Raw genomic sequence first — 23,847 nt, forward strand, 5'->3', positions numbered from 1 at the left:
GCATGAACCGGTTATCCACAACCGCCGGCAATTCGCTGGAGCGGCGCCAGGCGCTGCGCAGCTTCCTCGGCGTATCGCCCGCGCTGCTCTCCATCGGGTTGTTCCTGATCGTGCCGATCTTCATCGTGGTCGGCTATTCGCTGATGCAGGCCAACCCCTATGGCGGGGTGAATCCGCACTTCAGCGTCGACGCCTACGTCTCGCTGCTGTTCGAGCGCCAGCTCGACGACAGCCTGGCCTTCGCCGACTCCTACATGATGATTGCCTTGCGCTCCATCGGCATCGCCGCGGCAACCACCGTCATCACCCTGCTGGTGGGCTTCCCGGTGGCGGTGTGGCTGGCGATGCAGCCGGCGCACCGCCGCGGCCTGCTGATCTTCCTGATCACCGTGCCGTTCTGGGCCAACCTGCTGATCCGCACCTACGCCTGGATCCTGCTGCTGCGCGGCACCGGCGTGGTCAACGGCACGCTGATGAGCCTCGGCATCATCCACCAGCCGCTGAACCTGCTGTACACCGACGGCGCCGTGCTGCTGGGCCTGGTCTACACCTACGCGCCCTTCGTCGTGCTGCCGATCTACGCGACCCTCGAGAAGATGGACATGCGCCTGCTCGAAGCCGCCCAGGACCTCTATGCCGGGCGCATTCGTACCCTGCGCAAGGTGGTCCTGCCGATCGCTCGTCCGGGCATCCTGGCCGGCGCCATCCTCACCTTCGTGCCCTGCCTGGGCGCGATGATCGCCCCTGAGCTGCTCGGCGGCGGCACCAAGATGATGCTCGGCAACCTGATCTTCCGGCAGTTCAGCGACTCGCGGAACTGGCCCTTCGGCGCGGCGCTGTCGCTGGTGCTGATGGGAGCCGTGATGCTGGTGCTGATGTTCTACGCGATGCGCGCCGAACGCCTGCGTATCGCCCGGGGAGGTGAATGATGCTGTCGCTGCTGAGCAAACGTCGCTTGGGTGTTCAGGACTTCCGTGGCTTCGGCGCCCTGAGCTTGCTGTTCTACCTGTACCTCTACGCGCCCATCGTGGTGCTGGTGGTGCTCTCGTTCAACGCCAACCAGTCCGCCACCGTGTGGACCGGCTTCAGCCTCGACTGGTACCGCGCCGCGTTTGCCAACCAGGCGCTGCGCCAGGCCGCCGGCAACAGCCTGCTGATCGCCGTGTGCGCCAGCGTGATCGCCACCGCGATTGCCACCCTGGCCGCGCTGGGCACCTCGCGCGGTGCCAAGTTCAAGGGCCTGCGCCTGTCCATGGGGGCGATCATGCTGCCGCTGGTGCTGCCCGAGATCGTCGTCGGCGTCGCCACCCTGGCGCTGTTCTCCACCCTCGGCCTGTCGCTGGGCTACGGCAACCTGATCATCGCCCACACGGTGTTCTGCATCCCGTTTGCCTACCTGCCGATCCGTGCCCGCCTGAACGACATGGACCTGTCCCTGGAGCAGGCCGCCGCCGACCTCTACGCCGGCCCCTGGCGGACCTTCCGCAAGGTGACCTTGCCGCTGCTGATGCCGGGGATTGTCTCCGGGCTGATGCTGGCCTTCATCGTCTCGCTGGATAACTTCGTGATTTCGATGATGGTCTCCCAGGCCGGCACCACCACCTTGCCGATCTTCATCTTCGGCCTGCTGCGCATGGGCGTGACGCCCGATGTGAACGCGGTGTCGACCCTGATCCTCGGCGTTTCCGTGCTGTTCGTAACCCTGTCCTACCTGCTCGGCAAGAAGAAGGCCTGAGCCCACCTACCGGAGTAGAAGATGAGCAAACTGATCGCTGCTGTTCGGGCCTCGCTGACGCTGGGCGTGGCCGCTGCTGTTTACATGAATGGCGCGCACGCCGCCGAACAACTGAACGTGGTGAGCTGGAGTGGCTATTTCACGCCGCAGATCCTGGCGAAGTTCGAGAAGGAAACCGGCATCAAGGTGACCGTGGATTCCTACGACTCGAACGAAACCCTGCTGGCCAAGCTCAAGCAGGGCGGCACTGGCTACGACGTGGCGATTCCTTCGCACCAGTTCGTGCCGATCCTGATCCAGGAGAAGCTGCTGGAGCGCTTCGACCCGGCCAGCCAGCCGTACTACGCCAACGTCGAAGACAACCTGAAGAAGCCCACCTGGGACCCGGAAGGCGCCTACGCCGTGCCCTTCATCTGGGGCACCACCAGCGTGGTGCTGGACAGCGCCAAGTACAGCGGCCCGGCCGACAGCTACTCGGTGCTGTTCACCCCGCCGGCAGAGCTGCAGGGCAAGATCAACATGTTCGACTCGGCGAGCGAAGTGATCGACACCGCCAGCCTCTACCTGGGCATCCCGCTGTGCAGCGAGGACCCCAAGCAGATGCAACAGGTGCTGACCCTGCTGAAGACCCAGAAGCCGTTCGTGAAAACCTACAGCTCCAAGGCCGGCTCGATCCGCGAGAACCTGGCCTCGGGCGAAGTCGACATGTCGATGTTCTGGGGCGGCTCGTCGATGCGCGCGCGTGAGATGAAATCCAGCCTGAAGTACCTCTACCCGAAAGAGGGCGTGATGGCCTGGGTGGACAACCTGGTGATCCCGGCCGGTGCCAAGCACCCGGAGAACGCGAAGAAGTTCATCGCCTTCCTCAGTCAGCCGGAGAACTCGGCGATGACCCAGAACTTCCTCAAGCACCAGAGCCCGATCAAGGGTGTTGAACCCTTCCTCGACGCCAGCCTGAAGGATGCGCCGGAGCTGCACATCCCCGAGGGCACCAAGGTGGTGTTCAGCAAGACCTGCGGCGAAGGCGCGATCCGCCTGGCCGACCGTATCTGGACCAACCTGATGCGTTGATCCCCGAGCGGGAAAGCCACTGACCGACGCTGCTCGCGTCCACCTTCGTGGGCGTGTTGGCAGCGTGCGGCCCGGCGAACGCACTGATCGATGAAAGCCCCGCGCGCTCCAGTACCGAGAAGGGGGGCCGCTGAACCTGACCGAAGCTTCCCGCCCATGCTGTGCATAGAGGGAAAGCCCTGATGAAAAAAGGCCTCGTTCCATGAGCCAGAATAAACACAACGAACTCGTCCAGCTCCAGGCCCACGAACTGGCCCAGCGCATTCGCCTGCGTGATGTTTCCTGCCGTGAAGTGATGCAGGCGTACCTCGACCAGATCGAGCGCTACAACCCGGCGGTCAACGCCATCGTCAGCCAGCAGCCGGAGGAAATCCTGCTGGCCGAAGCCGGCCAGCGCGACGCCGAACTGGCCCGTGGCGAGTACCGTGGCTGGATGCATGGCCTGCCCCACGCGGTGAAGGACCTGTCGCTGACCAAAGGCATCCGTACCACCCTCGGTTCGCCGCTGTTCCGCGACTACCTGCCCGAGCGCGATGGCATCATGGTCGAGCGCATCAAGGCGGCCGGCGCGATCATCATCGGCAAGACCAACACTCCCGAATTCGGCCTCGGCTCGCACAGCTACAACCCGATCTTCGGTGCCACCGGTTGCGCCTACGCGCCCGAGCGCACCGCCGGCGGCAGCAGCGGTGGCGCGGCGGCGGCCCTGGCGCTGCAGATGGTCCCGGTGGCCGACGGCAGCGACATGATGGGCTCGCTGCGCAACCCGGCGGCCTTCAACAACATCATTGGCTTGCGCCCGTCCCAGGGGCGCGTGCCCTTCGACGACAGCGCCGACCTGTTCATCGATCAGCTCGGCTACGAAGGTCCGATGGGTCGCAGCGTGCGCGACGTGGCGTTGCTGCTGTCGGTGCAGGCCGGCGGCGATGCCCGCGCGCCACTGTCCATCGCTGAGAGTGGCGAGCAGTTCGCCGGCTCGCTGGAACGCGACTTCAAGGGCGCGCGCCTGGGGTGGTTGGGCGATCTGGGTGGCCATTTGCCCATGGAAAAAGGTGTGCTGGATCTGTGCCGCCAGTCCTTCGCCGACTTCGAAGCCATCGGCTGCCACGTCGAAGACACCGCTATGGGCTTCTCTGCCGAGCGCCTCTGGGACACCTGGCGTACCCTGCGCCACTGGATGGTCGCCGGTTCCCTGGGCCCGGCCTACGCGGACCCGGTCAAGCGCGAGCTGCTCAAGCCCGAGGCCATCTGGGAGGTGGAGAACGGCCTGAAGCTCTCGGCCATGGATGTCTTCCGCGCTTCTGTCGCGCGCAGCGACTGGTACCGCGCCATCAGCCAGCTGTTCGAGCGCTACGATTACCTGCTGTTGCCCAGCGCCCAGGTGTTCCCGTTCGACAAGCGCTGGGACTGGCCGAAGGAGATCGCCGGCAAGAGCATGGACACCTACCACCGCTGGATGGAGGTGGTGATCCCGGCCACCCTGTCCGGTTGCCCGGCGGCCAACGTGCCGGTGGGCTTCAATGAGCAGGGCCTGCCCATGGGCCTGCAGATCATCGGCAGGCACCAGGCCGACATGGCCGTGCTGCAACTGGCCCACGCCTACGAGCAGGCTTCGCGCTGGTACCAGCGCTGCCCGCCGCCCATGCTGGCGGGGGATTGAACGAGAAATACCCACAAGCTGAGGGGGACGCATGAACATCAGTTTCTTCCAGGAACTGCTGCAAAGCATCACCGAGCGCGGCCGGCAATTGCTGGAATCGCGCGAGCCGGCGCCGGGCAATGCCCAGGCGCTGGCGCAGGCTTGCCACAGGCTGATCTCCAGCCACGGCGAGGCCTCGGGCGTGGCCCTGGCGCAGCAGGTTCTGTGTGCCTATCGCGATTGCCCCGAGGAGCAGCAGAAAGCTTTCTTCGACATCCTGCTGAAGGACTTCGCCCCGCCCTTCGAGGCGCTGGCGCAAGCCTGCCAGCGCTACCTCGATGAGCCGTCGTCGGCCAACACCACGGCGCTGTTCCAGGCCAGTGAGCCGCCGCGCCAGGAACTGTTCCGCCGCCTCAACCAGGCGCCCGGCGGCACGGCGGAGCTGATCGCCATGCGCCGCCTGCTGCTGCAGGAGCTGAAAGCCCGCCCGGAACTGGCGGCGGTGGACCACGACCTGCAGCACCTGCTGGCGTCCTGGTTCAACCGCGGCTTCCTGGTGCTGCGGCGCATCGACTGGTCGACGCCGGCGTCGATTCTGGAAAAGATCATCCAGTACGAGGCCGTCCACGCCATCAAGGACTGGGACGACCTGCGCAGCCGCCTGCAGCCGGCCGACCGCCGCTGCTTTGCCTTCTTCCACCCGGCCCTGGCCGACGAGCCGCTGATCTTCGTCGAGGTGGCGCTGACCCGCTCCATGCCCGGCGCTATCGCGCAGATTTTGGAAGTCACAGGCCTGGAAGCAAAGCCGGAGCCGCAGCCCGCGGAAGAGCCCGACACCGCCGTGTTCTATTCCATCAGCAACTGCCAGGACGGTCTGCGCGGCATCTCCTTCGGCAACTTCCTGATCAAGCAGGTGGTGGAGGAGCTGGCGCGGGAGATTCCCGGCCTGCGCCAGTTCGTCACCCTGTCGCCGGTGCCCGGCTTCCGCCGCTGGCTCGACAGCCTGGGCGACGACCCGCAACTGGGCGCCGCCGCCGCCGACCTGCTCAAGGCACTCAAGCCTGACACCGCGCCACCGCCCCGCACGGAGCAGCCGATGCTGGCGCTGGCCGCCGAGTACTTCCTGCATGCGAAGAATGGCGCCGGCCTGCCGCTGGACCCGGTGGCGCGCTTCCACCTGGGCAACGGCGCCCGCCTGGAACGCCTGAACTGGCGCGGCGACCTCTCCACCGGCAGCCTGCGCCAGGCCGCCGGGCTGATGGTCAATTACCGTTACGAACTGCGCCAGATCGAAAAGAACCACGAAGCCTACGCCAACCAGGGCTCGGTCACCGCCTCACCCGAGGTGCGCAAGCTGGCCAGTCTGTCGGCGAAAACAAAACGCTAGGACCTCCGCATGAACCAGAGCCTTTTCGCCGAAGTCGGCAAACACCTGCCCAGCGACCTTACCAAGCCCTTCATCCGCACCCCGGACGGCGGCGGCTACAGCTACGCCGACATGCTGCGCAGCACCTCGCAGTTCGCCCACGCGCTGGTAGAACTCGGCGTGCAGCCGGGCGACCGCGTCGCCGTGCAGGTCGACAAGAGCCCCGAGACGGTGATGCTCTACCTCGCCGTGCTGCGTGTCGGAGCGGTCTACCTGCCGCTCAACAGTGGCTACACCGGCGATGAGCTGCGCTACTTCCTCGACGACGCCGAGCCCTCGCTGTTCGTCTGCGCGCCGGCCTTCGAGACCCAGGCCCGCGAGCTGGCGAAAGTCAGCGGCGTGGCGCACGTGGCGACCCTGGGCGATGCCGGCGACGGTTCGCTGATGGACCGGGTGCAGGGCAAGCCGGGGCGCTTCGCCGACGTGGAGCGCGCCGCCTCCGACCTCGCCGCGATCCTCTATACCTCCGGCACCACCGGGCGCTCCAAGGGCGCGATGATCAGCCACGGCAACCTGGTCTCCAACGCCCGCGCGCTGGTGGACAGCTGGAACATCACCCGCGAGGACTGGCTGCTCCACGCGTTGCCGATCTTCCATATCCACGGCCTGTTTGTGGCCTGTAACAGCCTGCTGATGGCCGGCGGCTCGATGCTTTTCCTGAACAAGTTCGACGCCGCCCAGATGCTCCGCCTGCTGCCCCAGGTGAACCTGCTGATGGGCGTGCCAACCTTCTACACGCGCCTGCTCGACCAGCCCGGCCTGACCCGCGAGGCGGTGGCGCACATGCGCCTGTTCATCTCTGGTTCTGCGCCGCTCACCGCCGAGACCCACAAGGCGTTTTCCGAGCGCACCGGCATGGCGATTCTCGAACGCTATGGCATGACCGAGACCGGCATGAACACCTCCAACCCGCTGGATGGCGAACGCATTGCCGGTACCGTCGGCTTCCCGCTGCCGGGCGTCGAGCTGCGCATCACCGATCCGGGCCAGACCGCGCCGACCATGCTGCCCCAGGGCGAGCCGGGAATGATCGAAGTGCGCGGGGCGAACGTGTTCCAGGGCTACTGGCGGATGCCGGAGAAGACCGCCGAGGAACTGCGCGCGGACGGTTACTTCATGACCGGCGACATCGGTTTCGTCGATGAGCGTGGCTACGTGCAGATCGTCGGCCGCAACAAGGACATGATCATCAGCGGCGGCTTCAACGTGTACCCCAAGGAGCTGGAAGAGATCCTCGACACCCTGCCGGGCGTAGTCGAATCGGCGGTGATCGGCGTGCCGCACCCGGACTTCGGCGAGGGCGTGACCGCAGTGCTGGTGGCCGGCAAGGGGGAGGTGCCGAGCGAGGCGCAGGTACTCGCCGCACTGGACGGCAAGCTGGCGCGCTTCAAGCAGCCCAAGCGGGTGATGGTGGTCGATGCGCTGCCGCGTAACGTGATGGGCAAGGTGCAGAAGAACGTGCTGCGCGAGCAGTTCAAGGCGCTGTATTCCTGAGGTTCGCAGTGGGGCGGCGGTTCGCGAGCAAGGACCAGGCGTCCCGCTCGGTCCTACGAAAAGCCCAACGTCCTATACGAGAAACAAAAAGCCGCCCGAGGGCGGCTTTTTCACTTCAGCGCAGCGCTCACTCGCGGTAGTCGTCCACCGGCACGCAGGCGCAGAACAGGTTGCGGTCGCCGTAGACGTTGTCCACGCGGTTCACCGCCGGCCAGTACTTGAAGGCGCGGGTGTGCTCGGTCGGGGTCACCGCTTCGGCGATCTGATAAGGGCGATCCCATAGCCCGGTGACGTCCGCCAGGGTGTGCGGCGCGCGCTTGAGCGGGTTGTCCTCGGCCGGCCATTCACCGGTCTCGACCTTGGCGATCTCCGCGCGAATCGACAGCATCGCCTCGATGAAGCGGTCCAGCTCGTGCTTGGATTCGCTCTCGGTGGGCTCCACCATCAGCGTGCCGGGCACCGGGAAGGACATGGTCGGGGCGTGGAAGCCGTAGTCCATCAGGCGCTTGGCCACGTCTTCCTCGCTGATCCCGGTCTGCGCCTTGAGCGGGCGCAGGTCGAGGATGCATTCGTGGGCGACGCGCTCGTTGCGGCCACGGTAGAGCACCGGGAAAGCGCCATCGAGCTGCTGGGCCAGGTAGTTGGCATTGAGGATCGCCACTTCCGTGGCGTCGGCCAGTTGCGGGCCCATCATGGCGATGTACATCCAGCTGATCGGCAGGATGCTGGCGCTGCCCCAGGGCGCGGCGCTCACCGCGCCGTTCAGCGGGTTCGGGCCTTCGATGCGGATCACCGGGTGGTTGGCGACGAAGGGCGCGAGGTGCTTCTTCACGCCGATCGGGCCCATGCCCGGGCCGCCACCGCCGTGGGGGATGCAGAAGGTCTTGTGCAGGTTCATGTGCGAAACATCGGCGCCGATGTCCGCCGGGCGCGCGAGGCCGACCTGGGCGTTGAGGTTGGCGCCGTCCATGTAGACCTGGCCGCCGTGGCTGTGGATGACCTCGCAGATCTCGCGGATGCCTTCCTCGTACACGCCGTGGGTCGACGGGTAAGTGATCATCAGGCAGGACAGCTGCTCGCCGGCTTCGGCCGCCTTGCGCTTGAGGTCCTCCAGGTCGACGTTGCCGCCCTTGTCGCACTCGACGATGACCACGCGCATGCTCGCCATGATCGCCGAGGCCGGGTTGGTGCCGTGGGCCGAGGACGGGATCAGGCAGATGTTGCGGTGCGCATCGCCACGGCTCTCATGGTACTTGCGGATCGCCAGCAGGCCGGCGTACTCGCCCTGGGCACCGGAGTTGGGCTGCATGCAGATGGCGTCGAAGCCAGTGATCGCGCAGAGCCAGCTTTCCAGCTCCTCGATCATCAGGCGGTAGCCCTCGGCCTGCTCGCGCGGCACGAAGGGGTGCAGGATGGCGAATTCCGGCCAGGTGATCGGGATCATCTCGCTGGTGGCGTTGAGCTTCATGGTGCAGGAGCCCAGCGGGATCATCGCCTGGTTCAGCGCCAGGTCCTTGCCCTCGAGCTGGCGCAGGTAGCGCAGCATCTCGGTTTCGCTGTGGTGACGGTTGAACACCGGGTGGCCCAGGTAGTCGCTGCTGCGCTGCAGGGCGGCGGGGATGCCGTCGGCGATGTTGCCGGCGTCGAGCTGAGCGACGTCCAGACCGTGGCCGGCACCCAACAGGATATCGAACAGGCTGGCGAGGGTATCGGCGCTGGTGGTTTCGTCCAGGCTCACGCCCAGGCGGTCAACACCTACGATGCGCAGGTTCACGCGGGCGGCGCGGGCGCGCTCGACGATGGCCTGCTGCTGGGCGCCGACGTCCAGCGTCAGGGTGTCGAAGAAGTGCTGGTTGACCGGTTTCAGGCCCTTGGCGGCGAGGCCGGCGGCCAGCACCGAAGTCAGGCGGTGCACGCGCTGGGCAATGCGCTTGAGGCCCTGCGGGCCGTGGTACACGGCGTACAGGCTGGCGATGTTGGCCAGCAGTACCTGCGAGGTGCAGACGTTGGAGTTGGCCTTCTCGCGGCGGATGTGCTGCTCGCGGGTCTGCAGCGCCATGCGCAGCGCGGTGTTGCCACGGGCGTCCTTGGACACGCCGATGATGCGGCCCGGCATGGCGCGCTTGTAGTCGTCGCGGCAGGCGAAGAAGGCCGCGTGTGGGCCACCGTAGCCCATGGGCACGCCGAAGCGCTGGGCACTGCCCAGGACTACGTCGGCGCCCAGCTCGCCCGGCGGGGTGAGCAGCAGCAGCGCGAGCAGGTCGCTGGCCACGCAGGCGATGGCCTGCTGGGCATGCAGTGCGTCGATCACCGCGCGCAGGTCACGGATTTCGCCACGGGTGTCCGGGTACTGCAGCAGCGCGCCGAACACGGCGTGCTGGCCGAGGTTGTCGACCTCGTCGACCACCACGTCGAAGCCGAAGGCTTCGGCGCGGGTCTGCACCACGGAGATGGTCTGCGGGTGGCAATGGGCATCGACGAAGAACAGGTTGCTCTTGGCCTTGGCCACGCGCTTGGCCAGCGCCATGGCTTCGGCGGCGGCGGTGGCTTCGTCCAGCAGCGAGGCGCTGGCCAGATCGAGGCCGGTGAGGTCGATGGTCATCTGCTGGAAGTTCAGCAGCGATTCGAGACGGCCCTGGGCGATTTCCGGCTGGTACGGAGTGTAGGCGGTGTACCAGCCCGGATTCTCCAGCACGTTGCGCAGGATGACAGTCGGGGTCAGGGTGCCGTAGTAGCCGGTGCCGATCAGGCTGGTCCACAGCTCGTTCCGCTGCGCGTAACCCTTCAGCTTGGCCAGCGCTCCCTGCTCGTCGAGGGCGGCCGGCAGGTCCAGCGGCCGGTTCAGGCGGATGGCCGGCGGCACCGTCTGCACGATCAGGTCATCGCGGTTGGCGATGCCCAGTGTGTCGAGCATGGCTTGCTGCTCGGCATCGTCGGGGCCCAGGTGGCGGGCGAGGAAGGCATCAGGCTGGTGCAGCTGGGAAAGCGAAGGGGTGTTCGACATGGCCACGGTCTCGAAATCGAATGGTCGTACCCGAAAAGAACAGGCCCCGACGAATCGAGGCCTGTGCATACAGCAGTGTCTTACGCGTCGGTGTCGCTGGCAGCGCGGTAGCCGGCGGCGTCGAGCAGCTTGTCCAGCTCTGCCGGGTTGCTCGGCTTGAGCTTGAAGAACCAGGAGCCGTACGGGTCGTTGTTCACTTCTTCGGGGGTGTCGGCCAGCACCTCGTTGACGGCGATGACTTCGCCGCCCACCGGGGCGTAGATGTCCGAGGCGGCCTTCACCGACTCGACCACACCGGCTTCCTGGCCGGCGGCGAGGGTCTTGCCCACTTCCGGCAGTTCGACGAAGACCACGTCGCCCAGGGCTTCCTGGGCATGGTCGGAGATGCCCACGGTCACAGTACCGTCGGCTTCCAGGCGCGCCCACTCGTGGCTGGCGGCGTAACGCAGGTCGGCGGGAATATTGCTCATCTTGTTTTCCTCGGGGACTGGGCGACGGGCGGCGATGCCGCCCTCTTCTAAGTTAGATCATGCAATTTAGATCAGGGCTTTGCCATGACGCACGAAATTCGGCTGAACGACGCGAACCGGGTACCACTTGCCACGGATTTCCACCTCGGCGCGGTCGCCGGTGGCCGCCGGCACGCGGGCCAGGGCGATGGATTTGCCGAGTGTGGGGGAGAAGCTGCCGCTGGTGATTTCGCCTTCGCCGACGCCGGCGACGCGAACCACCTGATGAGCGCGCAGTACGCCGCGCTCTTCCAGCACCAGGCCGACCAGCTTGGGCGCATCGCCAGCGGCTTTCTGCGCTTCCAGGGCCTGGCGGCCAATGAAGTCGCGGCCTGCGGGTTCCCAGGCGATGGTCCAGCCCATGTTGGCGGCCAGCGGAGTGACGTCTTCGTCCATATCCTGGCCGTAGAGGTTCATCCCGGCTTCCAGGCGCAGGGTGTCGCGCGCGCCCAGGCCCGCCGGGGCGATGCCGGCGCCGACCAGGTCGTTGAGGAAGCCTTGCGCCTCGACGGCCGGCAGCATGATTTCCAGGCCGTCTTCGCCGGTGTAACCGGTGCGGGCGATGAACCAGTCACCGTCGGCCTTGCCCTGGAAGGGCTTGAGCTCGCGGATCAGCGCGGCGCGCGAGGGGGTGACCAGTTCGGCGGTCTTCTCGCGGGCGTTCGGGCCCTGCACGGCGAGCATCGCGAGGTCCGCGCGTTCGCTCAGGGTGACGTCGAAGCCTTCGGTGTGGGCCTGCATCCAGGCCATGTCCTTGTCGCGGGTGGAGGCGTTGACCACCACGCGGTAGCCGTACACGCCAAGGTAGACGATCAGGTCGTCGACCACCCCGCCGCGTTCGTTGAGCATGCCGCTGTACAGCGCCTTGCCCGGAACCTGAAGTCGTTCGACGTCGTTGGCCAGGAGTCGCTGCAGGTATTCCTTGGCCTGCGGACCGGTGACGTCGACCACGGTCATGTGGGAAACGTCGAACACGCCGCAATCGCGACGTACCTGGTGGTGCTCTTCGACTTGCGAACCGTAGTGCAACGGCATGTCCCAACCGCCGAAATCGACGATCTTGGCGCCGAGGGCGACGTGCAAATCATAGAGCGGCGTGCGCTGTCCCATGGGTGTTCTCCTTCCGGGCGAGGCGGGTGCGGAGCGCGAGTACGGCCCGCACGAAACGCGCGCATTGTAGTCGCATGGCCGGACTCTGGACAGCTTGTCCGACGGCCGATTCTCAGGGCCGCGTAGAACCGCTCTGGCGCGCGGAGCGACGGATCAGCCCGATCACCGGGAACAGGCCCACCAGCACCAGCGTCAGCGCCGGCAGCGCAGCGCGCGCCCATTCGCCTTCGCTGGTCATCTCGAAGACGCGTACCGCCAGGGTGTCCCAGCCGAAGGGCCGCATCAGCAAGGTTGCCGGCATTTCCTTGAGCACGTCGACGAACACCAGCAGCGCGGCGCTCAGCGCACCCGGCAGCAACAGCGGCAGGTAGACGCGGAAGAACAGACCGGCGCCGCCGACGCCCAGGCTGCGAGAGGCTTCCGGGAGAGAGGGACGAATCCGCGCCAGCGCGCCTTCCAGCGGGTGGTAGGCGACCGCCATGAAGCGGATCAGATAGGCCACCAGCAGCGCGCCGAGGCTGCCCAGCAGCAGCGGCTTGCCGGCGCCGCCCAGGGTGCTGGAAAGCGGGATCACCGCGTGGTTATCCAGCCAGCTGAAGGCCAGCATGATCGCCACCGCCAGCACCGAGCCGGGCAGCGCGTAGCCGAGGTTGGCAATGCCGACCGCCGAGCGCACCGCTGGCGTCGGCGACAGGCGCCGGGCGAAGGCCAACAGCAGCGCCACGGCAACCGTCAGCGCAGCCGCGAACCCGCCCAGGTAGAGGCTGTGCAGGATCAGGCCCCAATAGCGCTCATCCAGATCGAAGCGGCCCTTCTGCCAGACCCAGACCAACAGTTGCAGCACTGGAATGACGAAGGCGCAGGCAAACACCAGCAGGCACCAGGCGCTGGCAGCGAAAGCCTTCCAGCCATTCAGCCGGTATAGCGCCGCGCCACGCGGGCGCTCGCTGGGCGCGCCGCTGCGGCCACGGCTGTAACGCTCGCCCAGCAGCACCAGCATGACGAACAGCAGCAGCAGGCTGGCCAGCTGGGTGGCGCTGGAAAGGCTGTAGAAGCCGTACCAGGTCTTGTAGACGGCAGTGGTGAAGGTATCGAAGTTGAACACCGAAACGGTGCCGAAGTCCGCCAGCGTCTCCATGATCGCCAGCGCCAGCCCGGCGCCGATGGCCGGCCGCGCCATGGGCAGGGCGACACGCCAGAACGCGGCCAGCGGCGACAACCCGAGCACCCGCGCTGCCTCCATGAGCCCACGCCCCTGGGCGAGAAAGGCGGTGCGCGCGAGCAGGTAGACGTAGGGGTAGAACACCAGCACCAGCACCGTGATCACGCCGCCGCTGGAGCGCACGCGTGGCAGTCGCAGGCCGCTGCCGAACCACTCGCGCAGCAGCGTCTGCACCGGTCCGGAGAAGTCCAGCAGGCCGACGAAGACGAACGCCAGCACGTAGGCCGGTATCGCGAAGGGCAGCATCAGCGCCCAGTCCAGCCAGCGTCGGCCGGGGAACTCACAGAGGCTGGTGAGCCAGGCGAGGCTGACGCCCAGTATGGTCACGCCGACACCGACACCCGCCACCAGCACCAGCGTGTTGCCCAGCAGGCGCGTCATCTGGGTTTCCCACAGGTGCGACCAGATTTCGCGGTCGATTTCCGCCCAGCTCAGCAGCAGGACGCTGATGGGCAGCAGGACCAGGGCAGCGACGGCGAAAGTGACGGGGTACCAGCGGTTGGCGCGCATGCGTGGCGTGTTTCCAGGACAGCAGGGGTTGTTGTGGGAAGCGCCGCCGAGCAACCGTCGGAAATTTCCCTCATTTGAATCGAATTCGCCCGATCCTCACGCGGCAGGGATAAAGCGCAAGGTACAGCGGTCGAACCGGCCACTCTGCCACCGCCGTCCCCAAGGAAAAAGTCCCATGTCGTCTCTTTGCCGCCTCTCCGGGTTGCTGCTTGTTTCGTTTTGCAGCCTGGCCCTGGCCGACGAACCCACGCCCATCGAATCCTGCCTGGCGCTCGCTATCCAAAAAGTCGAAGCAGACCCGAAGTTGCAGGAGCGTTGGCAGCGGACCTGGATCGAGTCTGGCTCGATTCGCGAGGAGGTCTATGACGGTTCGGTAGACGGCCAACCAGCCAACAAGCGGCTGGTTGCACATTTGCGCCGGGGCGAGCAGTCCGACGGCGAGTTCATCTGCCTGCTGGGCGGCGACGGCAAGGCGCTTTCCGTCAGCCACTCGGAAGACGCCGGCGCCCGTTAAGGCGCCAGCCTCCTGATCAGTTCCAGCCGGCGCGGTCCATCAGCTTGATCGCCTCGGCCTGGCGCTTGCCGGCGATCTCCACCGGGATGCTGTCGGCCTTGAACTCACCCCAAGCCGCCACTTCCTGCGACGGCGCCACCTTCGGGTTGGCCGGGAATTCCTGGTTGATGCCGGCGAACAGCGCCTGCGCGTCCGCGCCGGTCATCCACTCCACCAGCTTCTTGGCCGCCTCCGGGTGCGGCGCGTGCTTGGTCAGGCCGATGCCCGACAGGTTGACGTGCACGCCACGGTCGCCCTGGTTCGGCCAGAACAGCTTCACCGGCAGTTGCGGATTGTCCTTGTGCATGCGGCCGTAGTAGTAGGTGTTGACGATGCCGACGTCGCACTGACCGGCGGCAATGGCCTGCAGCAGCGCGTTGTCGTCGGAGAACACGTCGGTGGCCAGGTTGTTCACCCAGCCCTTGAGGATTTCCTCGGTCTTCTGTTCGCCGTGGGTTTCGATCAGGGTGGCGGTCAACGACTGGTTGTAGACCTTCTTCGCGGTGCGCAGGCACAGCCGACCTTCCCATTTCGGATCGGCCAGTTCCTCGTAGGTCGACAGTTCCTCGGGCTTCACCCGCTGGGTCGAGTAGACGATGGTCCGCGCGCGTAGTGACAGGCCGGTCCAGCTGTCGGTGCCGGAGCGGTACTGCGGCGGGATGTTGGCATCCAGGGTCGGCGAATCGAAGGGCTGCAGGATGCCCATCTTCTCGGCCTGCCAGAGGTTGCCGGCGTCCACGGTGAGCAGCAGGTCGGCCGGAGTGTTGGCGCCTTCGGCCTTGATCCGCGCCATCAGCGGCGCTTCCTTGTCGGTGATGAACTTGATCTTCACCCCGGTCTTCTGGGTGTAGGCATCGAATACCGGCTTGATCAACTCGTCGATGCGCGAGGAGTAGACCACCACTTCATCGGCGGCCTGGGCGGTGCTACCGAGGGCGGCCAGCAGGAGGGTGGCGAGAAGACCTTTGCGCACGAGCATGGGGCGTGTCCTTTGCGGGGAGGATATCCCGTAAATGATAAGGAACCGCATTTGCTGTTGAGGTGCGTAGGTGTTTCGGGGTGTTTCGGCAGGGTGCGGTTTGGGGTCGCGGGGGAGAGGGTAACCAGCCGCTCGATCTATCCCGTCAAACCCGCGCCAGCTCCGGCAAATCCCCCGACAGCCCCAACGCCTGGCGCACGAAAACGCCCTTGGCCTCGTGGTGCTTGTCCACCAGCCGCAACCCGGCATTACGCAGCCAGCGTACCGCCAGCGGGTCGGCCTGGAACAAGCGCTGGAAGCCTTCCATCGCCGCCATCATCGCCAGGTTGTGCGGCATACGCCGACGTTCGTAGCGGCTCAGCACACGTTCCTCGGCGATGTTCTCGCCACGGGCGTGGGCGTGTTCGATCACCTCGGCGAGCACCGCGGCATCGAGGAAGCCCAGGTTCACGCCCTGTCCGGCCAGCGGGTGGATGGTGTGCGCGGCGTCGCCAATCAGCACCAGCCCCGGCTCCACGTAGCGCTTGGCGTGGCGCTGGCGCAGCGGGATACACAGGCGACGGTCGGCATGTTCGATGGCGCCCAGGCGATGTTCGAAGGCGAGGCCCAGGGCCTTGCGGAAGCCTTCGTCGTCCAGCGCCATGAGTTTTTCCGCCTGCTCAGGGGTGGTCGACCAGACGATCGAGCACCAGTGCGCATCGCCTTCCTTCGCCAGCGGCAGGAAGGCCAGCGGGCCGTCGTCGGTGAAGCGCTGCCAGGCGGTGGCCTGGTGCGGCTTCTCGCAGCGCACGCTGGTGACGATGGCGTGGTGCAGGTAATCCCACTCGCGGGTGGCGCAGCCGGCCAGACGGCGCACCGCGGAATTGGCGCCATCGGCGGCAACCACCAGCGGCGTGCGGATCTCACGACCGTCGGAGAGGCTCAGCAGCCAGTCGTCGCCGGAATGGCGTAGCTGTTCCAGGCGCGCGTTGGGCAGCAGGCCGAGGGCGGAGTCGTGCAGGCGCTCCAGCAGGGCGTCCTGCACCACGCGGTTCTCGACGATGTGGCCAAGCATCTCGGCATGCACGCTGGCGGCGCTGAAGTGGATCTGCCCGGTGCCCGAGCCATCCCACACCCGCATCTCGCGGTAGGGCTCGGCGCGGCGCGCGGCGATACCGTCCCAGGCGTGCAGGCGCTGGAGGATGCGTCGACTGGCCTCGGACAGCGCGCTGACGCGCGGCTCGAAGGGGGCTTCGCGGTCGAACGGCTTGACGCTCAGCGGCGAGCCGTCCAGCAGCAGGATATCCAGCCCGCTGCCTTCCAGTGCCAGGGCCAGCGCGCTGCCGACCATTCCCGCGCCGACGATTACCAGATCCGCGTGCATCGAATTTCCTTATTGACTGGGACTGTCATACCGGCCGGGCGCCCAGGCCCATGGCCTGGCGGGCGAACCAGCGCTTGGCCGGCGGCAGCAGGTCAAGACCGAGCAGGCCGATATTGCGGCCGGTGGCCAGCAGCGGCTGTGCGGTCGAGAACAGCCGGGTGACGCGGTCGGAGAAACCGACGGTCATCTGCTGGTCCAGACGCTGGCCGTCCAGGTAGCGCTGCAGCACGGCGAAATCGCCCGGCGCGGCGTCTTCCTGCAACAGCCGGTCGCCCAGGGCCTTGGCATCGCGCAGCGACAGGTTGAAGCCCTGCCCGGCAATCGGGTGCAGGCTGTGGGCGGCGTTGCCCAGCACGACGAGGTGCGGGCGAATCTGTTCGTCGGCCTCGGTCAGGCTCAGCGGGTAGCCATGGCGCGCACCGACCTGGCGCAAGGTGCCCAGGCGATAACCGAAGGCCTCCTGCAACTCGGCGAGGAAGGCCGCATCGGGCAGCTCGCGCAGTCGCTCGGCGTCGCGGCCGTTGCGGGTCCAGACCAGCGCACAGCGGTTTTCCGGCAGCGGCAGCAGGGCCAGCGGGCCGTTCTCGGTGAAGCGCTCGAAGGCCTGCCCGCGATGGGCCTCGGACGGGCTGATGTTGGCGATCAGCGCGGTCTGCCCGTAGGACGAGGAGCGCACGTTGATGCCCAGTTGTTCGCGCAGGCCGGAGCGGCCGCCATCGGCCAGCACGGCGAGGTTGCAGTCCAGCTGCGAGTCGTCGTCCAGGGTCAGGCGGTAGCCGTCGCCCAGGGCTTCCATCCGCCGCACTTCGGCGGGGCAGCGCCAGCTCACCACTTCCGGGTCCAGCGCATGCCACAGACACTGGCCGAGCCAGGCGTTTTCCACCACATAGCCGAGCGCCGGCACTCCCTCTTCCACCGCCGTCAGGCGCGCAGCGCCGAAGCGGCCACGGTCGGAGACATGGATCTGGGTGATCGGCTCGGCGCGCTGGGCGATCTGCTGCCAGAGCCCCAGGCGTTCGTAGATCTGCCGGCTGCCAAAGGACAGCGCGGAGGAGCGCGCGTCATAGCTGGGCTGGTAGGCATCGCCGGGGGCGAATGGCTCGACCAGCACGATCTGCCAGCCGCGCTCGCGGGCGCCGGCCTGGAGGATCAGCGCCAGGCTCGCGCCGACGAGTCCGCCACCGATGATGGCCAGTTGCGTACGTTGCATGTCAGGCGGCCTGGGCCTTGGCTTGCGCCATCAGCGCTTCGATCTCGGCGACGGTTTTCGGTACACCGTTGGTCAGCACTTCGCAGCCGGTCCTGGTCACTACCACATCGTCTTCGATGCGTACGCCGATGCCGCGCCATTTCTTCGGTACGTCGGTGTTGTCCGGGGAGATGTAGATGCCCGGCTCGACGGTCATCGCCATGCCCGGCTCGAGCACGCGCCATTCGCCGCCGACGCGGTACTCGCCGACGTCGTGCACGTCCATGCCCAGCCAGTGGCCGGCACGGTGCATGTAGAAGGCCTTGTAGGCTTCGCGCTCGATCAGCTCGTCGACGTCGCCCTTGAGCAGGCCCAGCTCCACCAGACCGGCGGTGATGACCCGCACGGTGGCCTCGTGGGCTTCGTTCCAGTGACGGCCCGGAGCGATGTAGTCGAAGGCCGCCATGTTGGCGTCCAGCACCAGCTGGTAGATGGCCTTCTGCTCGGGGCTGAAGGTGCCGCTGGCGGGGAAGGTGCGGGTGATGTCGCTGGCGTAGCAGTCGATCTCGCAGCCAGCGTCGATCAGGATCAGGTCGCCGTCCTTGATCTGCGCGTCATTCTCCCGGTAATGCAGGATGCAGGCGTTGCGGCCGGTGGCGACGATGGAGCCGTAGGCTGGCATCTTCGCACCGCCCAGGCGGAAGGCGTATTCCAGCTCGGCTTCCAGGTGGTACTCGTAAAGCCCCGGACGGCAGGCCTGCATGGCGCGCACGTGAGCGCCGGAGGAAACCTCGGCGGCGTAGCGCATCACCTTCACCTCGCCCGCGCTCTTGTACAGGCGCAGGTCGTGCAGCAGGTGGTCGAGGGCGACGAATTCGTTCGGCGGCTGCGCACCCTGGCGCGCCTTGGAGCGGATCACGTTGATCCAGTCCATCAGCCGGCGGTCGAACTCCTGGTTGGCGCCCAGCGCGTAGTACACGCGGTCGCGGCCTTCGATCAGGCCCGGCAGGATGTCGTCGATATCTCCGATGGGGAAGGCGTCGTCGGCGCCGAAGGTGCCGATCGCGCCATCCTGGCCGGCACGCAGGCCGTCCCACAGTTCACGCTCCGGATCGCGCTCGCGGCAGAACAGCACATATTCGCCATGCTCGCGGCCGGGGATCAGCGCCATCACTGCTTCCGGCTCGGGGAAGCCGGTGAGGTACTGGAAGTCGCTGTCCTGGCGGTAGACGTGCTCGACGTCGCGGTTGCGGATGTACATCGGCGCCGCCGGGAGAATGGCGATGCTGTTGGGTTCCATCTGCGCCATCAGCGCCTTGCGACGACGGGCGTATTCCGACTTGGCGATACGGATCATGCGCGACCTCAATGCAGGGAGGGTTTCTCGGCCGGTGCCGGCACCTTGCCGAATTCGGAGAACAGTAGCAGCGGGGCGACGCGCAGGTACTCCTGCACTTCCATGTAGTCGGCCTCGCCGTCTTCGGATTCTTCCAACTGGCCGCCGACCTGGGCAATGGCGGCGATGTCCTGCAGCACTTCGTCGGCTTCGTCGGACAGGCTGGGAGAGCGCAGCGCCAGGCCGAAGCCAGCGAGGAAGCCCTGGCACCACTGACCCAGGGCCACGGCGCGATCGGCCAGCGGCGCGTCATCATTCGGCAGCATCAGCACCACGGCCATCTCGCCCTGGCTGAAGTCCTGCTGGACCATGCCCAGCAGGCCGCCCAGGGCCGCGCCCAGGCGCTCGCCCGGTTCGCCGCCGAGCAGTTCACCGGCGGCCTGCAGCCATTCGCCCTGGTCGAAGCCTGACCCGGCGCAGACGCGACCGAGCAGGTGGCCGTGCAGTTCGGCGGGGGAAATGGGCAGGGCGGCCTCGGCGAGCAGGGCGGCGAAGGCAGTGTAGGCGGAGCTGGAAGTGGACATGATCGAACCTGGGTGACGGCTAGGCGCCATCAGGCGCCGCACATAGAATAGGGTCCGTTATCCTAGCACCGGCGCACACCGCAAGACCATGTGACGACGCGCCGGGCAGCCGTGCGTTGACCCACCCCCACGGCAGTCCTATATAGTTCCCGATTACTGAAGTCACTCCCAAGCGAGAGCCCATGGAAGACGCCGACCTGCACGCGCTGATTGCCAAGTTCGACCTGCTGCTCCAGCGCCTGGAACAGCTCAAGGCCGAGAACCGGCTGCTGCGGGCGAACGAAAAAAACTGGCGGGAAGAGCGCGCCCATCTGATCGAGAAGAACGAATTGGCTCGGCAGAAGGTCGAAGCGATGATTTTGCGTCTTAAAGCCCTGGAGCAGGACTCATGAGCCAGTCGAACACCCTGAACGTCCAAATCCTCGACAAGGAGTACTGCATCGCCTGCCCGGCGGACGAGCGCGTCAATCTGGAGAGCGCCGCGCGCTATCTGGACAGCAAGATGCGCGAGATCCGTTCCAGCGGCAAAGTGATCGGTGCTGACCGTGTCGCGGTAATGGCTGCCCTGAACATTACCCATGAACTGCTGCACAAGCAGGAGCGCGTGGAGCACGACAGCGGACCAACCCGCGAGCGCGTGCGGGAACTGCTCGAACGCGTGGATCGCGCGCTGACCACCGATACCCTTACCACCGATAAGGAGCAGGGTGAAGTCTGACCCTGGAAATTTCCTTGGGGTATAATTGCCTCGCTCCCTGGTGTGTTGGCCAGTCGGTGATGTCCCTGAGCCGATAATTGCAACAACGGGGGTTGCCAGTTGGGCTGGTGTGCATGTCCGCACGACGGAAAGCCTTAAAGCCTACTGCAACCACCACCTTGAACTCTCGGGTTCAAGGGCTAACCCGACAGCGGCATGTCCGGGGAGCTTTACCCTTCCATGATCCATTCCGACGGTCTCTCCCGCCCTGTCCTGCGCCGCCAGTTGCGCCAGGCCAGACGCGCGCTCAGCCCTCTTCAGCAACGCCTCGCCGCCCAGGCCCTGTATCGCCAGCTCGCGCAGCATCCGCTGTTTCGCCGGGCGAAGCACATTGCCCTGTACTTGCCGGCCGACGGCGAAATCGACCCGCGCCCGTTGATGAAGGCTGCGCAGAAGCGCGGCAAAGCCACCTACCTGCCGGTGCTCTCGGACTGGCCGCGCACGCACATGACCTTCCAGCGGGTTGGCATCGGCGAGCGCTGGGTACGCAACCGCTTCAACATCGCCGAACCATTGGCCGACCGACGGCGCCAGCGTCCTGCCTGGGCGCTGGACCTGCTGTTGCTGCCGCTGGTGGGTTTCGACCCGCAAGGCGGCCGCCTGGGCATGGGCAAGGGCTTCTACGACCGGACCCTGGCCTACCTGGGAATGCGCAAAAATTGGCAGAAACCGACGCTTTTGGGCCTGGCGCATGAGTGCCAGAAGGTCGATAAGCTGGAGCTGGCGAGCTGGGATGTGCCGCTGCTGGGCATCGTGACGGACGGCGGCTGGTATGGCCGTCTCGCGACGGAATCGCGTTCCTTGCGATAACCGAGGCGATGGCAGTCCCTCTGAATCAGGGCTGCTGGGTGACCTGCACCGGGGCGTTGCCCTGGCGCTGTTCCCACAGGCTCTGGGTGTAACCGGTCGTGACGACACCCAGTCCGAAAAGTATTACCAACACCCACAAAAGATCAGGCTTGCGTTTCATCTATTGCCTCCCCCTTCCAGGCAATTGTCCGCGACAGCCGGCGGTGGTTTTTGGTCCGTCCGGCAGGCCAAGCTAAAAGCGGCGGCATTCTCCAACAATGAATGGCGTCCCGCAATTCTGACGCCAACCGATCGTCGGAGAGACCAACGCTCCCCAAACTCCCGGCACTTTCAGGCAATGTTCATGCCGGTATTCCTACATATTCTTCCCACAACGTATTTCCGGCGAGCCGGCAGCTTGTCGCAGGGGAAACGCCTACCCTGAATCACCACGGGCCTATTCGCCCACCTTCGAAACCGCCACGCACAAGGAGAACCTCGCGGATGGCACGCGCTTACTGGCTGATGAAATCCGAGCCCGATGAACTCTCGATCCACGACCTCCGGCGCCTGAAGACTGCGCGCTGGGACGGCGTGCGCAACTACCAGGCGCGCAACTTCATGCGCAGCATGCAGCCGGGCGACCTGTTCTTCTTTTACCACTCCAGTTGTCCCGAGCCGGGCATCGCCGGCATCGCGCAGATCGAAGGCGACGCCTACCCCGACCCCACCGCGCTGGACCCGCAGAGCCACTATCACGACCCCAAGGCCAGCGTGGAGAAGAACCCCTGGACCGCGCGCGACGTCGGTTTCGTCGAAGCCTTCACCGCGGTCCTGCCACTGGGCACCCTCAAGGCCCAGGCGGGGCTCGAGGAAATGCCCCTGGTGCAGAAGGGCAGCCGCCTCTCGGTGATGCCGGTCACTGCCGAGCAATGGGCGATCGTCGTCAGCCTGGCGCATAAATAGCGGCGCTGTGCCGTTGGGTTGCTGAGGCCCCGGAATTCGCCCTATGCAGCGTCTTCAGTCCTCATTAGCGACCTGGCGCGGGCTCTGCCTGTTCCTGCCCCACCACGGCCGCATGCCCCGTCCCGAATGGGAGCTGGACGCGCGTTTCAATGCGCACCGACTTCCGGTTGGCAACGGGTAGCCGAGCTGGCATTGCGCGTCTGGTGGGGGAGCTGGGGCGGTGGGCGTCGGCCGGGCCATCGTGCCGCCGGGGCAGGCTGCCGAGTCGGAGCATCAGATCGCCCGGGCCGACCAGGCGCTGTATGTGGCCAGGCACAAGGGGTGGGGTCAGACGTGCGTGTGGCCGGTGGATGTGCCCGAGCGCACGCCTTCCTGAAAATCCGTGCGGCGTTTGCCCTCTGCAGGGGCGAGCTTGCTCGCGAACGAGTTATCCGGCAGCGCCGGTATCAAGCGGGTTCGCGAGCTCGCTCCTACGAAGAACAGCGCTAGGCCATCTGCCCGATGGTCCGGCGGAAGCGCCAGAGCGCCCCGAAGAAGAACGTTGCACCGATGCAGACGATGCCCAGCAGCTGCGGCCAGACGATGGACAGGTTTGCCCCGCGATAGAGGATTGCCTGCGCCAGGCTGACGAAGTGCGTGGTCGGCGCCGCCAGCATGATGTATTGCACCAGCTCGGGCATGCTTTCGCGCGGCGTGGTGCCGCCGGAGAGGATCTGCAGCGGCATCAGGGTGAGGATCACCAGCAGGCCCAACTGCGGCATCGAACGCGCCACGGTGCCGAGGAAGATGCCCATGGACGTGGTGGCGAACAGGTGCAGTGCCGCGCCCAACAGGAACAGCCCCACCGAGCCGCTGATCGGCACGTCCAGCCAGCCGCGCACCACCAGTTGCAGCGAAATTGCCGCCGCCACCAGCACCACGGTACCCATGGACCAGACCTTGGCCATCATGATCTCGAAGGCCGTCAGCGGCATCACCAGCAGGTGTTCCACCGTGCCGTGCTCGCGTTCGCGGATCAGCGCGGCGCCGGTGAGGATGATCGACAGCATGGTGATCTGGTTGATCACCTCCATCACCGCGCCGAACCAGGCCTGGGTCAGGTTCGGGTTGAATTCCATGCGCACCGCCAGCTCCGCCGGCATCGCTGCCTCGGCGCGGTAGCGGCTGACGAACTCACGCACCTCGGTGCCGACGATGTTCTGGATGTAGCCGGCGCCAGAGAAGGCCTGGCCGGTCTGTGTCGCATCGACGTTGACCTGGATCGCCGGCTGCCGCCCGGCCAGCACATCGCGCTGGAAGTCCGGCGGGATGTCCAGGGTGAAGGTGTACAGGCCGACGTCCATGCCGCGGTCCATCTCGGCGTGACCAATCATTTCCGGTACGCGGAAATAGGGCGGCTGGAAGGCGTTGACGATGCGCGTGGAGAGCTGCGACTGGTCCTCGTCGACAATGGCGATGGGCGCGTGGTGCAGGGTTTCCGGCACGCCGGTGGCCGAGCTGTAGACCCCCAGGGTGAAGGCCCAGGCGATCAGGATCAGCATCGCGTAGTCACGGCCCAGACTGCGGAATTCCTTGATGCCAAGGTTGAAGATGTTCGCCAGCTTGTTCATC

Annotated in this window: 22 protein-coding genes and 1 other RNA gene; 12 read left to right on the forward strand and 11 right to left on the reverse strand. The window is 66.3% G+C overall.

The genetic code is table 11. From position 1 onward, the window contains the following. Positions 1-2 precede the first annotated feature (2 nt). The 6 genes from CTR55_RS15705 (at position 3) to CTR55_RS15730 (ending at position 7,365) form a co-directional block, all read left to right on the forward strand. Positions 3-929, forward strand: a complete 927-nt coding sequence (locus CTR55_RS15705; protein ID WP_296287527.1) for an ABC transporter permease — start codon at positions 3-5, stop codon at positions 927-929. Beyond that, positions 929-1,735, forward strand: coding sequence for an ABC transporter permease (locus tag CTR55_RS15710; RefSeq protein ID WP_296287995.1), 807 nt, complete (start codon positions 929-931; stop codon positions 1,733-1,735). The genes CTR55_RS15705 and CTR55_RS15710 overlap by 1 nt, the downstream gene beginning before the upstream one ends. 21 nt (positions 1,736-1,756) lie before the next feature. Continuing rightward, on the forward strand, positions 1,757-2,806 hold the full coding sequence (locus CTR55_RS15715; protein WP_296287529.1) for an extracellular solute-binding protein: 1,050 nt from the start codon (positions 1,757-1,759) through the stop codon (positions 2,804-2,806). Between the two features lie 202 nt (positions 2,807-3,008). After that, a complete protein-coding gene (locus tag CTR55_RS15720; protein WP_296287531.1) occupies positions 3,009-4,466 on the forward strand; it encodes an amidase in 1,458 nt (485 codons plus the stop codon). 31 nt (positions 4,467-4,497) lie between these two features. Further along, on the forward strand, positions 4,498-5,832 hold the full coding sequence (locus CTR55_RS15725) for a malonyl-CoA decarboxylase (RefSeq protein ID WP_296287533.1): 1,335 nt from the start codon (positions 4,498-4,500) through the stop codon (positions 5,830-5,832). A gap of 9 nt (positions 5,833-5,841) precedes the next feature. Continuing rightward, the gene (locus CTR55_RS15730) at positions 5,842-7,365 is read left to right on the forward strand and encodes a malonyl-CoA synthase (RefSeq protein ID WP_296287534.1); all 1,524 of its coding nucleotides are present in this window, start codon (positions 5,842-5,844) and stop codon (positions 7,363-7,365) included. A gap of 127 nt (positions 7,366-7,492) precedes the next feature. Here the strand turns inward: CTR55_RS15730 and gcvP are convergent, their stop codons facing one another. The 4 genes from gcvP to CTR55_RS15750 all read right to left on the reverse strand — a co-directional run bounded on the left by gcvP (position 7,493) and on the right by CTR55_RS15750 (position 13,720). Beyond that, on the reverse strand, positions 7,493-10,369 hold the full coding sequence (gene gcvP / locus CTR55_RS15735) for an aminomethyl-transferring glycine dehydrogenase (protein ID WP_296287536.1): 2,877 nt from the start codon (positions 10,367-10,369) through the stop codon (positions 7,493-7,495). 80 nt (positions 10,370-10,449) lie between these two features. Next, positions 10,450-10,839 (reverse strand): glycine cleavage system protein GcvH, encoded by a 390-nt coding sequence (gene gcvH, locus CTR55_RS15740; protein ID WP_296287538.1) that lies wholly within the window; start codon positions 10,837-10,839, stop codon positions 10,450-10,452. Between the two features lie 66 nt (positions 10,840-10,905). After that, the gene (gene gcvT, locus CTR55_RS15745) at positions 10,906-11,988 is read right to left on the reverse strand and encodes a glycine cleavage system aminomethyltransferase GcvT (protein ID WP_296287540.1); all 1,083 of its coding nucleotides are present in this window, start codon (positions 11,986-11,988) and stop codon (positions 10,906-10,908) included. Positions 11,989-12,100: 112 nt separating this feature from the next. Beyond that, positions 12,101-13,720, reverse strand: a complete 1,620-nt coding sequence (locus tag CTR55_RS15750) for an iron ABC transporter permease (protein WP_296287543.1) — start codon at positions 13,718-13,720, stop codon at positions 12,101-12,103. A 175-nt stretch (positions 13,721-13,895) separates the two neighbouring features. Here CTR55_RS15750 and CTR55_RS15755 point away from each other — a divergent pair, with 175 nt between their 5' ends. Beyond that, complete coding sequence (locus CTR55_RS15755; RefSeq protein ID WP_296287545.1) at positions 13,896-14,234, forward strand: hypothetical protein; 339 nt, start codon at positions 13,896-13,898, stop codon at positions 14,232-14,234. A 16-nt stretch (positions 14,235-14,250) separates the two neighbouring features. On the opposite strand, the gene CTR55_RS15760 is transcribed toward CTR55_RS15755, so the two are convergent. From CTR55_RS15760 to CTR55_RS15780, 5 genes are all read right to left on the reverse strand, one after another. Continuing rightward, a complete protein-coding gene (locus tag CTR55_RS15760) occupies positions 14,251-15,252 on the reverse strand; it encodes a Fe(3+) ABC transporter substrate-binding protein (protein WP_296287546.1) in 1,002 nt (333 codons plus the stop codon). 145 nt (positions 15,253-15,397) lie between these two features. Next, on the reverse strand, positions 15,398-16,615 hold the full coding sequence (locus CTR55_RS15765; protein WP_296287547.1) for a 2-octaprenyl-3-methyl-6-methoxy-1,4-benzoquinol hydroxylase: 1,218 nt from the start codon (positions 16,613-16,615) through the stop codon (positions 15,398-15,400). Positions 16,616-16,640: 25 nt separating this feature from the next. Next, a complete protein-coding gene (gene ubiH / locus CTR55_RS15770; protein WP_296287549.1) occupies positions 16,641-17,825 on the reverse strand; it encodes a 2-octaprenyl-6-methoxyphenyl hydroxylase in 1,185 nt (394 codons plus the stop codon). 1 nt (position 17,826) lies between these two features. Further along, positions 17,827-19,161 carry a Xaa-Pro aminopeptidase gene (gene pepP, locus CTR55_RS15775; protein ID WP_296287550.1) on the reverse strand — a complete coding sequence of 445 codons (1,335 nt, stop codon included), beginning with the start codon at positions 19,159-19,161 and terminating at the stop codon, positions 17,827-17,829. A gap of 8 nt (positions 19,162-19,169) precedes the next feature. Beyond that, entirely contained in the window at positions 19,170-19,724 is a 555-nt protein-coding gene (locus CTR55_RS15780; RefSeq protein WP_192293887.1) for a UPF0149 family protein, read from the reverse strand. A 182-nt stretch (positions 19,725-19,906) separates the two neighbouring features. Here CTR55_RS15780 and CTR55_RS15785 point away from each other — a divergent pair, with 182 nt between their 5' ends. From CTR55_RS15785 to CTR55_RS15800, 4 genes are all read left to right on the forward strand, one after another. After that, positions 19,907-20,116 carry a TIGR02449 family protein gene (locus CTR55_RS15785; RefSeq protein ID WP_296287552.1) on the forward strand — a complete coding sequence of 70 codons (210 nt, stop codon included), beginning with the start codon at positions 19,907-19,909 and terminating at the stop codon, positions 20,114-20,116. After that, positions 20,113-20,442 carry a cell division protein ZapA gene (locus CTR55_RS15790; protein WP_296287554.1) on the forward strand — a complete coding sequence of 110 codons (330 nt, stop codon included), beginning with the start codon at positions 20,113-20,115 and terminating at the stop codon, positions 20,440-20,442. Before CTR55_RS15785 ends, CTR55_RS15790 begins: the two co-directional genes overlap by 4 nt. Before the next feature lie 31 nt (positions 20,443-20,473). Beyond that, positions 20,474-20,652: non-coding RNA, 6S RNA (gene ssrS, locus CTR55_RS15795), on the forward strand. 9 nt (positions 20,653-20,661) lie between these two features. Beyond that, on the forward strand, positions 20,662-21,291 hold the full coding sequence (locus CTR55_RS15800) for a 5-formyltetrahydrofolate cyclo-ligase (protein WP_296287555.1): 630 nt from the start codon (positions 20,662-20,664) through the stop codon (positions 21,289-21,291). Between the two features lie 25 nt (positions 21,292-21,316). On the opposite strand, the gene CTR55_RS15805 is transcribed toward CTR55_RS15800, so the two are convergent. Next, positions 21,317-21,451 carry a hypothetical protein gene (locus tag CTR55_RS15805; RefSeq protein ID WP_128082560.1) on the reverse strand — a complete coding sequence of 45 codons (135 nt, stop codon included), beginning with the start codon at positions 21,449-21,451 and terminating at the stop codon, positions 21,317-21,319. Positions 21,452-21,774: 323 nt separating this feature from the next. Between CTR55_RS15805 and CTR55_RS15810 the strand changes: the two genes are divergently transcribed. Then, positions 21,775-22,236 (forward strand): EVE domain-containing protein, encoded by a 462-nt coding sequence (locus CTR55_RS15810; RefSeq protein ID WP_296287559.1) that lies wholly within the window; start codon positions 21,775-21,777, stop codon positions 22,234-22,236. Between the two features lie 485 nt (positions 22,237-22,721). Here the strand turns inward: CTR55_RS15810 and CTR55_RS15815 are convergent, their stop codons facing one another. Further along, positions 22,722-23,846: an ABC transporter permease gene (locus CTR55_RS15815; protein ID WP_296287561.1), complete on the reverse strand. Its 1,125-nt coding sequence runs from the start codon at positions 23,844-23,846 to the stop codon at positions 22,722-22,724. Between the last annotated feature and the right edge of the window lies 1 nt (position 23,847).

The organism is Pseudomonas sp. (assembly GCF_002796985.1).
Taxonomy (GTDB): Bacteria; Pseudomonadota; Gammaproteobacteria; order Pseudomonadales; family Pseudomonadaceae; genus Pseudomonas.